A 12,574-nucleotide genomic window follows, 5' to 3' on the forward strand; every position below is an offset into this window, starting at 1 on the left:
ACTTCGACGCCACCGCCGCCGCGGAACGCTCCATGGCCTTCGAAGCCCTCGACCAGCTCGCCATGGAACACCTCCTCGGCGTCCGCTGACCCCACCACGTCCACCGGCCGGGGGCCGGCCCGCACCGGCGGGCCCCCGGACCGGCGGCGGACGCCGTCAGAGGCCCGCCGGGACGGACCGGGAGTACGCCACCGGGTCCGCCAGCACGTCCTGCACCACCAGCGCCGCCGCGCCCCGGGCCGCGTCGCCCGCGACGGAGGACGCGCGCAGCCTGCCGCCTCCCCGGGACCAGAGTCCGGACACCACACGGCCCGTCAGTTCCTCGTCCGCCGGTGGCGCGAGCCACGGCATCAGGCCGCGGTATATCCCGCCGAGGACGACCGCGTCCGGGTCGAACAGATTGACCGCGCCCGACAGCACCTGTCCCAGCATCCGTCCCGCGTCGGCGACGGCGGCCAAGGCCACCGGCTCGCCGGCCTGGGCCCGCCGTTCCAGTTCCATCACCCCCGCGGCACCGCCCGCCCCCTCACCGATGCCGGCCGCGCGCAGCAGGGCCGACTGGCCGGCGTACTGCTCCAGGCAGCCGCGCGAACCGCACCGGCACTCCGGGCCGGCCGGGTCCACCACCACGTGCCCGATCTCCCCGGCGAAACCGTGCGCGCCGCGCAGCAGTTCGCCGTCGAGCACCAGGGCGCCGCCGACACCGATCTCGCCCGTCAGATAGAGGAAGCTGCGCACCGTGCCGAGCCCGCCGAACCACAGTTCGGCCAGCGCCGCGAGATTCGCCTCGTTCTCCGAACGCACGGGCAGCGCGGCCGTGCCGGGGCGCAGACCGGCGAGCGCCTCACCGAAGAGGTCCTCGGCCGCGACCTGGTTCCAGCCCAGGTTCGGCGCCTGGCGGACCGAGCCGCCCGAGACGAGTCCCGGCAGTGCGAGCGCCGTGCCGACCGGACACAGATCCTGCTCCCTCGCCGAGTCCAGGGTGCGCGCGGCGATCCCCGCCGCCCGGGCCAGCACCTCCCCGGGCGGGGCTCCCCGGTTGTCCAGGTGCTCGGTCTGCCGTACCCGGCCGGTGCCCGCCAGATCCACGACGCACACCGACACGTAGTCGATGTTGATCTCCACGCCGAGCCCGGCGGGCCCGGTGCGCGCCACTTTCAGGGCCGTACCCGGGCGCCCCGCCTGGCCGCTGAAGGTCTTGCCCGACTCCGTGACGAAGCCGCTGTCCAGCAACTGCTCGACCAGGGAGGACACCGCGGCGCGGGTGAGTCCGACCCGCGCCGACACCCCGGCACGGGTCGCCTCACCGGCCTCGCCCTCGTCCCGTACGGCGCGCAGCACGAGGCTCAGGTTGTGGCGCCGCACGGTGTCCTTGTCGGCCTTGGACCCCAGGGGCGTGAGGTAGCTCTTCATATCGTCGACGAGCCTATGCGATGCCCCGGGTGGCGGAGGGCTCGCGCCGGGGGGTACGGGACCCGCGCTACAGGCCCGCCGCGTCCTTCACCGCGCGGAGGTCGACGAACTTGAAGCCGGTCGCCTCCCGGCCCTCCTCGGCGCCCGACGCGGAGGTCTCGTGTCCGTCCTGGACCACGAGGAGCCCGTGCGGGTACCGGGCGCCCAGGGGCTCGTCGAGCACGGCGGCACCGTCGCACTCCTCGCTGCCGTCCAGGTCGGCCGAGACGGCGCCCACCCGGAAGCCGCCCTCGTACTCGTTGTCCTCGGACACCTCGCGGTCGTACAGCGCGAACGTGTCGTCACCCTGGCCCGACGCCAGCAGGTAGCCGTCACCGCCGGACTCGCGGACGAGGGTGAGACCCTCCACATCGGCCGCGAGGCGCTTGCCGCCGAAGCCCGGGTCGGCGCCCGGGACGCACTCCTCGGTCTCCGGGTCGTACGTCCCGGGGACGCCGTACTCGCGCACCTTGTCCACCAGGACCGGGCGCCCTCGCAGACCGGCGGGCAGGCGCCAGATGCCGACGTCCTCCTGGCCCGCGTAGAGCATGCCGTTCGCCGGGTCGACGACCATCCCCTCGACCTGGGGCAGCTCACCCGGCTCGCCGCACGGCGTCCACGAGCGGCCGTCCGGGAGCCGGAAGGAGGAGGGGAGGGAGAGGGTGCGCACCAGGCGGTAGCCGACCGTGCCCGCCGCCGTGGGCCGCAGCTCCAGCAGCGCGAGGTCCGTGGTGTTGCGCCGGCTGACGAGCGCGTACGCCCGCCCGGTGGAACGGTCCTGCCAGGTGGCGAGGCCGTACGCGGTGCGCTGCTCGTCGATCTCGGCCTGGTCCGACGAGAACACCGGGGCGGCGGCGGGATCCGTGACGTCCTTCAGCGGGCCACCGGGCTGCGAGGGGTCGACGCGGTACACGCGGAGGCGGTCGTTGCCCCGGTCGCTCACCACGGCGAAGTCGGCGCGGCCGGCCGGGGTGCGGAGCCCGGACACGAGGTCGACGTTGTTGAACCGGCCCGGGGCGTGGTCCTCCGTGACGGGCGCCGGTGCCGGAATCGTCTGGACGAGGGAGGCGTCGAGTCCGTACACCCGGAGCCCGCCCTCCTTGGCGGTGGCGACGACCAGGCTGCGGCCGGGATCCGCGTCGTTGCGCCAGATCGCGGGGTCGTCGGCGTTCGCGTTGCCGCCTGCCTCGTCGTCGTACAGCGCGGCCGTCTCCGCCGTCGCGCCGACGGACGGGAGCGACGTCGCGTGGGCGGGGGAGAGGGGGGCGAGAGCGACGAGCGCGGTGCCGAGGACGGCGGTCGCCACCAGCCGGGGGGAGCGGTGCATGCGCACGGATGCTTCCTGTCGTGAGAGGGACATGTCCATGACTCGTCAGGAAGTGTCGGGTGGCGGAGCGCTGCCCCGGTGTCGCGTTCATGAGGAGGACATGGGCGCCGGGTGAATTCGCGGTGCCGCGGACACGGCGGGTCCGGCGACACGCGTCGCCGGACCCGCCCGGTCACCGGTCGCCTCAGGGCTGCGCGCCCCGGGCCTTCAGCATGTCCGCCATCAACGAGCTCTCCGACTCCTGGGCCCGGGCCATCCCGGCCGCCAGGCTCCTGATCTCGTCCGTGCCCGCCGCGCCGGCCGCCGCGCGCGCCATGTCGGCCCCCGCGCGGTGGTGGACGGTCATCAGCCGGAGGAACAGCACCTCGGCGTCCTTCCCGTCGGCCGCGCGCAGCCGGTCCAGCTCGGTGTCCGTCGCCATGCCCGGCATGAGCGAGCCGTCGGACGGGGTGACGGGGTGCCCCATCCACTCCATCGGCGGCCGGTCCGAACTCTTGGGCCGGTCCCACGACTCCAGCCAGCCCAGCATCATCCCGCGCTGGTTGGCCTGGGTGTTGATGATGTCGTACGCCAGCCTGCGCACGTCCTCGTCGTCGGTGCGGTCCCGGACCAGGAACGCCATCTCCACCGCCTGCTGGTGGTGGACCGACATGTCGCGGGCGAACCCCACGTCGGCCGACCCCTCCGCAGGGACGGCGCCGGCCGCCCCCGAGCCGGCGGGGGAGGCGGCCGAGGGGCGTACGACCATCAGCAGCACCAGCCCCACGGCCACGACGAACACCATGACCCCCGCCCACACCAGCGAACGGGAGGTACGGACGGCCGGGCTCACTTGGCGACCCCGCCGGAGCAGGCGGCACCGGGCTCCGGGGTCTGCGCGCCCTGGACGTACTTGGTAAAGAACTGGGCGACGCGGGCGTCGGTGGCGCTCTTCACCGTGAGCTGCTTGCCCCAGGCGCTGAGCATCAGCGGGTCCTTCTGGTCGGCCACCGGGCTCATCAGGGAGTAGGGCGTCTTCCCGACGCGCTCGGCGAGCGCCTTGACGTCGGCGTCCGGCGCCTTGTCGTTGTACGTGACCCAGACGGCGCCGTGCTCCAGCGAGTGGACGGCGTTCTCGTTCGGTATCGCCTCGGTGTAGACGTCCGCGTCGCAGTTCATCCAGACCGGATCGTGGTTGCCGCCGACAGGCGGGTTCATCGGGTAGTCGACGGGCGTCTCGACGTGGTCCTGGGTCAGGTCGTCCCAGGACTTCTCCCCGGTGACGGGGGAGGTCCTGGCCTGGTCCTCGGCCTTGTCCTTCTCGTCGGCGGCCGACATCAGGTAACCGCCCCCGGCGACGAGGCCGGCGAGCACGGCCACGGCGGCGGTGATGGTGATGATCCGGCTGCGCCGCTCGCGGGCCCGCTCCTTGCGGCGGGCCTCCTCGAGCTTGGCGCGGCGCGCGGCGGCAGGGCTGTTCTGGTTCTTGGCGGATGCCATGTCAGGTCCTCGGGTTCGGCGGGCCGCGTGCGCGGACGACGCGCCACGCGGGGGGAAGGGCACACGGAGACCCGCCTCCCGCGCCTCGGCGGCGTGGAAGGGGGATCCGGGACGCCTACGTCCGCTGGACCTGGAGACGCAGTTGGTCGACGGAGCCCACGCTGTCGTTCGACGGGCCCCGGATGGCGTCGGCCCCGGTGAGCGGAGCCGTCCGGGAGGACGCCGAGGGGCAGGGCGGCGCGAGAGGAGCGGGATGGCCGGGCAGGACGACGGCCGTCGTGTGGTCGACCGGTCCGTGGCAGGAGCTTCCGATGCCGCGTTCGTCCGGTGCGTCGGCCACCACGACGGACACGGCGGGCGCCTGCACCGGGGTGAAGGCCCGGACGGCGGAGGCCGAGGGGGCCTCCGCGCGGGGTGCGGCCGTCGCGGCGGGGGAACAGCAGAGGAAGACCGCCAGGAGCATGAGTGCCCAGACCGGCGCGGTGAGCAGGCCGCTGCCGCTCCGTCGCCGGTCCGTCCGTGTGCGCACTCTGGTCATCGCCGCCATCGTAGATGGTGTGTGAATGTTCAATGAGTCCGGCCCGCAGTTCGGCAGGATAGTGTGCCCCGGTGACAACGCAATCGAACATACCTGCGGGCTGGCATCCGGACCCCTACGGAGCACCGCAGCTGCTGCGCTACTGGGACGGTTCCCGGTGGACGGAACACACGCATCCGGCCCAGGGTCAGGCACCGGCCCAGGCCCAGCCGCAGGCCACCGGCCCCTACGCCGGACAGGCCCAGCCGCAGGCCGGCGGTCCCTACGCCGCGATGCCGCAGCAGCCGTTCGCCCCGCAGCAGGCGGCCCCCGGGCAGGCCGTTCCTCCGCAGGGAGCGCCCGGCTCCGGCACGCTGTTCGACCAGCAGGTGCTGGTGGTGAACCAGAAGGCCAAGCTGATCGAGCTCACGAACGAGTACAGCGTCTTCGACCAGCAGGGCAACACCGTCGGGTCGGTCGTCCAGGTCGGTCAGAGCGCCCTGCGCAAGGTTCTCAGGTTCGTCTCCAGCATCGACCAGTACCTCACGCACCGCCTGGAGATCCGTGACGCCCACGGGCAGCCGCAACTGCTCCTCACCCGCCCGGCGAAGTTCATCAAGTCCCGGGTTGTGGTGCAGCGTCCGGACGGACGGCCCGTCGGGGAGATCGTCCAGCAGAACGCCATCGGCAAGATCAACTTCGCCATGACGGCCGACGGACGGCAGGTCGGAGCGATCAAGGCCGAGAACTGGCGCGCCTGGAACTTCGCCATCGTCGACCACGACGGCGTCGAGATCGCCAGGATCACCAAGACCTGGGAGGGTCTCGCGAAGACCATGTTCACCACGGCGGACAACTACGTGCTCCAGATCCACCACCGCCTCCCCGAACCGCTGCTGAGCCTCGTGGTGGCGACGGCGCTGACCGTGGACACCGCGCTCAAGCAGGACGCACGCGGCCTCGGCTGATCATCCGGGTCCCACCGGATACGGGGCGACGACGCTCCGGCCGGATCACGGCCCGTGCGCGCCCGGCCGCTGCCGAGGCGTGCGCACCAGGGCCCGGATCAGGGCGTGTGGATGCCGAACCTCGCCCCCTGCGGGTCGCGGAGCGTCGCGACCCAGGGGCCGCCGGGGATGTGCGCAGGGGGTGCCAGCGGCTGGCCGCCCGCGGACAGGGCCCCGGCCGCGGTCCGCTCGGTGTCGGAGACGGTGAAGTAGGGCAGCCAGTGTGCGGGGGTCCGCGCCCGTTCCTCGTCGCCCTGTTGCTTCATCCCGCCGAAGTCGGCTCCGTCCACACCCCAGTGGGTGAAGTGCGCCGAATCGCTGACGGTCCAGCCGAACACCGCCGGATAGAAGGCGAGAGCGCCCTGCGGGTCGGGGGTCCGGAGCTCGGTCCAGCCCAGGGTCCCCGGATCGTTGAAGCGGCCCGCGCCCGGGAACGCGCGCGCCTGCCACAGGGAGAACACCGCACCCGCCGGGTCGGCCACCACGGTGAACCTGCCCTGGTCGAAGACGTCCACGGGGCCCATGAGCACCGTGCCGCCCGCCGACCGGACGGCGTCGGCGGACGCGTCCGCGTCCTCCGTGGCGAAGGAGACCGTCCAGGCCGGCTCCTGCTCCGGGCGGTAGAGGGGGCTGAAGGCCGCGACGGCGTCCTCGCCCAGCCGCGCCGTGGTGTAGCCGCCCGCCTCGGGCCGCGGGTCGGTCTCGGACCGCCAGCCGAAGAGCGCCGCGTAGAACGCCTGCGCCGCACCCACGTCCGAAGTGCTCAGTTCGACCCAGCAGGGCCCGCCGGGTACCGGCTCCGTGAGCTTCATGCGCTTTCCTCCCGAGGCGGGCGATCCGTGGTGTTCCTACGCTGTTGTGCAGCACGCTAGGTCCGCCGATGGCCGGCTGCTACCCGGGCCGGAGCCCTCCGGCGAAAATGTTTTACGGGTATAACACCTGTTAAAGTAAATGAGTGAGTGATACAGCTGTGCGATCCCGGAAGCCATCCGTCCACAAACTGCCGGTCACCGGTGTCCTGCGGCTCAACAGCCCCGCGGAGATCTGGTACAAGCCCGCGCTGAGTGTGGTCGTGGCGTCCGCCGTCCCGAATCTGCTGCTGTACTCCCTCGGCCGGCTCGACCTGGTCATGTACACCATGGCGGGTTCGCTGTGCGCGCTCTACGGGCACAACCTGCCGTACGCCCGCAGGGCCCACACCGTCCTCCGTGTGATCCTGGGGATGGCAGCCGGGCTCGCGGCAGCCCTGGTCACCGCCTCGCTCACGGACTCCACCGCCGTGCTGATCGCCGTCGGGGCGCTGCTCGCCGCCGTGCAGAAGACCTTCTGCGACGCGACCCGCATCGGCCCGCCGGGCAACGTGATCTTCGCCTTCGTCACCTCGGCCGCGCTCTTCGCGCCGCAGGAGCTCGGCCAGGTCCCGGGACACATGGCGCTGATGCTGGCCGCGGGCGCCTTCTCCTGGCTGGTCACCGCGGGCCCCGCGCTGTGGCGCCGGGAGGGCCCCGAGCGTCTCGCCACCGCCCGCGCGCTCGACGCCGCCGCGGCGTACGCGACGGCGCCCGACGCCCGGAGCCGGCACGCCGCCGCCGCTGCCGTACAGGGCGCGTGGCAGTCACTGCTGGCCTCGGGCCGCCCCACCCCCGTACGCCAGGAACTCGAACGCCTCGTCGTCCACGCCGAGCGTGCCCTCGCCACCCCCGCGGCCGACGGCCACGTCCCGGGAACCGACCCCGACGAGCTGCGCCGATGGGCGGCGAAGACCCGTGCCCGAGGTCCGGTCCCCAGCCCTCCGCCCGCACCGGGCACCCTCGAGCAGCTCTTCGGGATCGACGCCGAACGGGCCGGGCAGCGGATGCGGAGAGGCCGGCGCGAGGCCAGGCGCCGGCTGCTGCGCGCCCTCGGCCCCGGCTCACCGGTGCTGCCGGTCGCCGTCCGCACGCTCGTCGGCTGCGCCCTGGCCGGCTACGTGTCCTCGGCGCTCGGCGTCGGTCACCCGTACTGGGCGATCGTCACCGCGGCCTCCGTCTACCAGCCCAACCTCGCTCTCTCCTGGAGCCGCGGGCTGCAGCGGACCGTCGGCAACCTCCTCGGCGTCCTGGTCTTCGCGGCCGTGATCCCCCTCGCCCGGACCGGCCCGCTCGCCCTCGTCCTGTGCGTCCTGTTCTTCAGCTTCGCCGCCGAGGCGCTGATCACCCGCAACTACTGGCTCGGCTCCGTCGCCGTCACCCCGATGGCCCTGCTGATCCTGGAGTTCGGAGGGTTCCAGCCGGCGGGCCGGCTGATCACGGACCGGGCCCTGGACACCCTCGTGGGCGTCGCGGTCGGCTTTCTCGCCGCCGTCGCCGTCACCAACCGCAGGGCGTCCGGACGCGTGGAGCGGGCCCTCGCCGCGGCCGGGGACGCCCGGGACCGCGCCGAGCGCGCGGTCGCCGACCCGGCAGCCGATCCTCCGGCGCTGGAGAAGGCCCGCAGGAGGCTGACCGCCGCGCTCGTCGAACTGCGCGACGCCGGCGACGTCGCCTCCGGCGAATGGTGGCAGCGCGCACTTCCCGAGGAGGAACTGCTCGCCGCCGAGCAGGCAGGACACCGTACGCTCGCGGCGACAGCACAACGGCAGGGGCTGATCACCCTGCCCCCGGCGAACGGAGCGGTGTGACCGACGACATCGTGGCCTCGGTGGTACGGCAGTGGCAGGCCGTCAACCCGGGGCTGGACACCGGCCCGATGGAGCTCATCGGCCGGATCAACCGCTGCGCGGCCCTGCTCCAGCAGGCCGAGGACGCGCCACTGCGGTCCGCCGGGCTGAACCGTGCCGAATTCGACCTGCTGGGAGCGATGCGGCGCACCGACCGGGAGCTCACCCCCGGCGAACTGGCCCGCGAGACCTTCTCGTCGGGGGCCGCCGTCACGAAGCGTCTGCGCGCCCTGCAGGAGTCCGGCCTGATCGACCGGCGCGGCGACGCCAGGGACCGCCGGGTCGTCCACGTCGGGCTCACGGACGCGGGGCGCGACCTGGTCGACCGGCTGCTGCCCGAACAGCTCGCCTACGAGCGGTCGGTGCTCTCGGGGCTCGACGAGGAGACGCGCAGCGGTCTCGGCGGACAGCTCGGTGCACTGCTCGTGCACCTGGAAGGCCGGCTCGGCGGCCGTCGCTGACATCCGGCGGGCCCCGGGAGGAGTGCACGGGCGTCCCGGGCGGCGGGGGTGAGCCTCACGGAGAGTGAGGACCTTGAATCCGGCCCGGCCCGTCCGCCGCCGACCTCCGATCCGGTACCGCCGCCTGCGCCCTCCTGTCCGTACATTCGTTCGTCGATCAGGGATCTGCTCCTTTCGATCCGATTCGATCGCATGTGCGCTTGTCCCGCTCTGCGGTTCCTCGGTATTCGCTCACATCGGCGTTGTTCGCTCTTGTGTGCCTGAATTTTCGTTAATCCACTGGTGATTGGGCTTCCCGGGTCGACGCTCGTCGGGGCCCGGTGTCCCGCACAGTGGGACACCGGGGTCTACTTTCTCCCGATTCCGCGCGCACGTCACTCCCTGCGCACGCTCGGCACCGCTGAGTGCAAAAACTGGCGAGTGTATTACCGCGGACGCCCTCGCGCAGGGGGTTGGGCGAATATGCCGAGGCACTGTTCTGATCTGGTTAGGCTCACGCGCAGTGAAGTCGAGTTGATATGAATTCGAGCGCTTGTGCACAACTATCCGTGCACATGCGTATACCTCCCGAAATCAACCGCCAGAGGGTTTAGATGGTCCGTGTTGAATCACCGCCGACCAAAAGAGACATCCCCGTAGTCCGTGCCGCGCTCCTGCCCGTCGTGCTGATGGCGGGCGCCACCGCGGCCGGCGCGGTGCCGGTCACCGGCGCCGCACGGGCGGCAGTCGTCGTGTGCGGCGCGGTCGCCACCGCCGTGGTCGCCACGCTCGCCGTCGTACTGAACCGCCGACGCCGGGCGATGCGCGTCCAGCGGGCCGAGTACGAACGGCGCATCGCGGCCCTGGAACACAGGATCGCCACCTACGACCAGGAGACCGAACGGCTCAGCAAGGAACTCCTGCCCGCGGCCATCCGCCGGCTGCGCGCCAGCAACTCCCCGCAGGAGGTGATGCGCGACATCGTCGACGCCGACGCGTCCTACCGCAACCTCCCCAAGGCGCAGCGGGCACTCGTCCTCCAGGTCCTCGACATCATCGACAACGAGGAGGCCATGCGTGACTCCGCGCAGCGGGCCTTCGTCAGTGTCGCCCGCCGGGTCCAGGCCATCGTCCACCGGCAGGCCAGTGAACTCCGGGAGATGGAGGACCACCACGGGCGCAACCCCGACGTCTTCGACGACCTCCTCCGCATCGACCACGGCACCGCGCTGATCGGCCGCCTCGCCGACTCCATCGCCGTACTCGGCGGCGCGCGCCCCAGCCGCCAGTGGCCCAAGGCCGTACCGCTGTTCAGCGTGCTGCGCGGCGCCATGTCCCGCATCCTCGAGTACCAGCGCGTCGACCTGCACTCCATCGCCAAGGTCGCCATCGTCGGCACCGCGGTCGAGCCGCTCATCCACGCCTGCGCCGAACTCCTCGACAACGCGACGCGTTACTCGCCGCCGCAGACCCGGGTGCACGTCACCGCGGTCGAGGTGCAGACGGGCATCGCCATCGAGATCGAGGACGGCGGCGTCAGCCTCAGCGAGGAGGCCCGGGTGCGGGCCGAGAACATGCTCGCCCAGGCACAGGCCGGCATCAACATGAACGACCTGGGGGAGTCCCCGCGCCTCGGCATGGCCGTGGTCGGCCGGCTCGCCCGCATGTACCAACTCCAGGTCTCCCTGCGGCAGTCCGCGTACGGAGGGGTCCGCGCCGTACTCATCGTGCCGCGCGACATGATCACCACCGGCCCCGCTCCCGGCATCGCGCACGGCATCGGCGCCACCTCGCGGCCCCAGAGCTCGCTCGACATGTCGCAGATGCAGCACGTCGTCCCCCCGCGCGGCAAGCACAAGGCGCGCCCCGCCGCGACCGGCCCCGTTCCCTCGCTCGCGACCCCCGTCCCCGCACCGGCCCCGGCGGCCTCCGCCGCACGGCCCGCGCCCGCCGCCTCGGCGGCCATGGGCGACGACGAGATCGTCGTGACCGAGTGGACCGAGGGCGGGCTCCCGCAGCGCCGCAGCCGAGGGCGCGCACCCCTCGGATCGCACAACCTCCCGCAGCAGTCCGCGCCGGCCGCCGAACCCGCCGCGCGCAACGGGCACAACGGACACGGCGGCGGCGCGACCGCGCCGCCCGGCCTCTGGCTGGAGGCCTTCACCCAGGCCGTCAACGGTGTGCCCAAGGACCCCGGGAACGACACGGACTCTGACGACGCGTGGGACAAGGGAGACGAGAAGTGATCCAGCAGCGGGGAAACATGGACTGGATGCTCAAGGAACTGGCCGACGACGTACCGAGCATCCACCAGATCGTGGTGCTCTCCGCCGACGGCCTCCGCATCGCCCGGCACGGCGGCGACCCCGACGTCGCCGACCGTCTCGCCGCCGCCTGCGCCGGGCTGCAGAGCCTGGCCGCAGCCGTCGCCACCGAGATCCCCTACAGCGACGGCCTGATGAAGCTCGTCGTCATCGAGGTCACCGGAGGGTTCTTCTACCTGATGGCCGCGGGTGCCGGCGCCTACCTCGCCGTCCTGGCCGGCGAGACGGTCGACGCCGGACTGGTGGGTGCCCGCATGCGCGACATGGTCGTCCGTATCGGCGCCCATCTGACGAGTCCCCCGCGCCACGACGGGCAGGCCGGATGAGTCCTCCCCGACGAGAACGCCGGAAGGCCGACCCGGCGGTGAGCGACCCCGAACGGCTGTACGTGATCACCGGTGCCCCCGACGGCGAGAGGGCGGCGCTCGACCTCGTCACGATGGTGGTGGCGCAGGCCGAGCCGTCGCCGACGGTCCAGCCCGAACAGGCCGCGATCCTGCGGCTCTGCAAGGCGCCGCTGTCCGTCGCCGAGATCTCGGCCTACCTGAGTCTCCCCTTCAGCGTGGTCACTTCGCTCCTGACAGAACTCCTGGCGACCGAACTGATCGAGTCGCGCGCGCCCATCGTGCGCGCCGCGCTCCCGGACCGGTCCCTCCTCGAAGCGGTGATGCATGGACTTCAGAAGCTCTGACACGATCACGGGCCCCCGCAGCGAGGACGTCCTTCCCGACACGGCCACGGCCGCGGTCAAGGTCGTCGTCGTCGGCGGGTTCGGGGTCGGCAAGACGACCATGGTCGGCTCGGTCAGCGAGATCCGGCCCCTGACGACCGAAGAGACCATGACCCAGGCCGGCGTCGGCGTGGACGACAACGTGGGAGTGGAGACCAAGACGGCGACCACGGTCGCCATGGACTTCGGCCGGATCAGTCTCAGCGACGAACTGATCCTCTACCTGTTCGGCACCCCCGGCCAGGAACGCTTCTGGTTCCTCTGGAACGGGCTCTTCGAAGGAGCGCTCGGAGCCGTCGTCCTCATCGACACCCGGCGGCTCCAGGTCAGCTTCGACGTCATCGGCCGGCTGGAGGAGCGCGGCGTTCCGTTCGTCGTCGCCGTCAACACCTTCCCCGGCGCCCCGAAACACCCCGTCGAGGCCCTGCGCAGCGCCCTGGACCTGCCGGACGAGGTGCCGATGATCGACTGCGACGCGCGGCTGCGCGCCTCCAGCCGCGACGTACTGATGACCCTGATGCGCTATCTGCACAGCCTCGCCGTGCCGCTCACCTGACGACGGCACCCACCTCTGTAGTCGAACGGGCCCTGTCCCCAACA

Annotated in this window: 13 protein-coding genes; 7 read left to right on the forward strand and 6 right to left on the reverse strand. The window is 72.4% G+C overall.

What is annotated here, in order from left to right:
* Window positions 1-156: 156 nt before the first annotated feature.
* From IA22_RS0129265 to IA22_RS0129285, 5 genes are all read right to left on the reverse strand, one after another.
* A complete protein-coding gene (locus tag IA22_RS0129265) occupies window positions 157-1,413 on the reverse strand; it encodes an ROK family protein (RefSeq protein ID WP_030125334.1) in 1,257 nt (418 codons plus the stop codon).
* Window positions 1,414-1,480: 67 nt separating this feature from the next.
* The gene (locus tag IA22_RS0129270; protein WP_030125335.1) at window positions 1,481-2,779 is read right to left on the reverse strand and encodes a phytase; all 1,299 of its coding nucleotides are present in this window, start codon (window positions 2,777-2,779) and stop codon (window positions 1,481-1,483) included.
* Between the two features lie 184 nt (window positions 2,780-2,963).
* Window positions 2,964-3,611, reverse strand: a complete 648-nt coding sequence (locus tag IA22_RS0129275) for a DUF305 domain-containing protein (RefSeq protein ID WP_030125336.1) — start codon at window positions 3,609-3,611, stop codon at window positions 2,964-2,966.
* Window positions 3,608-4,258, reverse strand: coding sequence for a DUF3105 domain-containing protein (locus IA22_RS0129280; RefSeq protein WP_014152877.1), 651 nt, complete (start codon window positions 4,256-4,258; stop codon window positions 3,608-3,610). The genes IA22_RS0129275 and IA22_RS0129280 overlap by 4 nt, the downstream gene beginning before the upstream one ends.
* A 115-nt stretch (window positions 4,259-4,373) precedes the next feature.
* Window positions 4,374-4,805, reverse strand: coding sequence for a hypothetical protein (locus tag IA22_RS0129285; protein ID WP_038273129.1), 432 nt, complete (start codon window positions 4,803-4,805; stop codon window positions 4,374-4,376).
* Between the two features lie 62 nt (window positions 4,806-4,867).
* Between IA22_RS0129285 and IA22_RS0129290 the strand changes: the two genes are divergently transcribed.
* Window positions 4,868-5,743, forward strand: a complete 876-nt coding sequence (locus IA22_RS0129290; RefSeq protein ID WP_030125338.1) for an LURP-one-related family protein — start codon at window positions 4,868-4,870, stop codon at window positions 5,741-5,743.
* Window positions 5,744-5,841: 98 nt separating this feature from the next.
* On the opposite strand, the gene IA22_RS0129295 is transcribed toward IA22_RS0129290, so the two are convergent.
* On the reverse strand, window positions 5,842-6,594 hold the full coding sequence (locus tag IA22_RS0129295; RefSeq protein ID WP_015579613.1) for a VOC family protein: 753 nt from the start codon (window positions 6,592-6,594) through the stop codon (window positions 5,842-5,844).
* A gap of 143 nt (window positions 6,595-6,737) precedes the next feature.
* Here IA22_RS0129295 and IA22_RS0129300 point away from each other — a divergent pair, with 143 nt between their 5' ends.
* The 6 genes from IA22_RS0129300 to IA22_RS0129325 all read left to right on the forward strand — a co-directional run bounded on the left by IA22_RS0129300 (window position 6,738) and on the right by IA22_RS0129325 (window position 12,530).
* A complete protein-coding gene (locus tag IA22_RS0129300) occupies window positions 6,738-8,441 on the forward strand; it encodes an FUSC family protein (RefSeq protein WP_030125339.1) in 1,704 nt (567 codons plus the stop codon).
* Window positions 8,438-8,941 (forward strand): MarR family winged helix-turn-helix transcriptional regulator, encoded by a 504-nt coding sequence (locus IA22_RS0129305; RefSeq protein ID WP_030125340.1) that lies wholly within the window; start codon window positions 8,438-8,440, stop codon window positions 8,939-8,941. Before IA22_RS0129300 ends, IA22_RS0129305 begins: the two co-directional genes overlap by 4 nt.
* 593 nt (window positions 8,942-9,534) lie before the next feature.
* Window positions 9,535-11,166, forward strand: a complete 1,632-nt coding sequence (locus IA22_RS0129310) for a sensor histidine kinase (RefSeq protein WP_015579616.1) — start codon at window positions 9,535-9,537, stop codon at window positions 11,164-11,166.
* Window positions 11,163-11,570 (forward strand): roadblock/LC7 domain-containing protein, encoded by a 408-nt coding sequence (locus tag IA22_RS0129315; RefSeq protein ID WP_014152870.1) that lies wholly within the window; start codon window positions 11,163-11,165, stop codon window positions 11,568-11,570. The genes IA22_RS0129310 and IA22_RS0129315 overlap by 4 nt, the downstream gene beginning before the upstream one ends.
* Window positions 11,567-11,935: a DUF742 domain-containing protein gene (locus IA22_RS0129320; protein WP_014152869.1), complete on the forward strand. Its 369-nt coding sequence runs from the start codon at window positions 11,567-11,569 to the stop codon at window positions 11,933-11,935. The genes IA22_RS0129315 and IA22_RS0129320 overlap by 4 nt, the downstream gene beginning before the upstream one ends.
* A complete protein-coding gene (locus IA22_RS0129325; protein ID WP_014152868.1) occupies window positions 11,916-12,530 on the forward strand; it encodes a GTP-binding protein in 615 nt (204 codons plus the stop codon). The genes IA22_RS0129320 and IA22_RS0129325 overlap by 20 nt, the downstream gene beginning before the upstream one ends.
* Window positions 12,531-12,574: the final 44 nt, after the last annotated feature.

The organism is Kitasatospora papulosa (assembly GCF_000717245.1).
GTDB lineage: Bacteria > Actinomycetota > Actinomycetes > Streptomycetales > Streptomycetaceae > Streptomyces > Streptomyces papulosus.

What these genes read in the sequence shown, in the direction of transcription:
- IA22_RS0129265 (WP_030125334.1), bottom strand. Translation starts at nt 1,413, where the DNA reads ATGAAGAGCTACCTCACGCCCCTGGGGTCCAAGGCCGACAAGGACACC.
- IA22_RS0129270 (WP_030125335.1), bottom strand. Translation starts at nt 2,779, where the DNA reads ATGCACCGCTCCCCCCGGCTGGTGGCGACCGCCGTCCTCGGCACCGCG.
- IA22_RS0129280 (WP_014152877.1), bottom strand. Translation starts at nt 4,258, where the DNA reads ATGGCATCCGCCAAGAACCAGAACAGCCCTGCCGCCGCGCGCCGCGCC.
- IA22_RS0129285 (WP_038273129.1), bottom strand. Translation starts at nt 4,805, where the DNA reads ATGGCGGCGATGACCAGAGTGCGCACACGGACGGACCGGCGACGGAGC.
- IA22_RS0129295 (WP_015579613.1), bottom strand. Translation starts at nt 6,594, where the DNA reads ATGAAGCTCACGGAGCCGGTACCCGGCGGGCCCTGCTGGGTCGAACTG.
- IA22_RS0129310 (WP_015579616.1), top strand. Translation starts at nt 9,535, where the DNA reads ATGGTCCGTGTTGAATCACCGCCGACCAAAAGAGACATCCCCGTAGTC.
- IA22_RS0129320 (WP_014152869.1), top strand. Translation starts at nt 11,567, where the DNA reads ATGAGTCCTCCCCGACGAGAACGCCGGAAGGCCGACCCGGCGGTGAGC.
- IA22_RS0129325 (WP_014152868.1), top strand. Translation starts at nt 11,916, where the DNA reads ATGGACTTCAGAAGCTCTGACACGATCACGGGCCCCCGCAGCGAGGAC.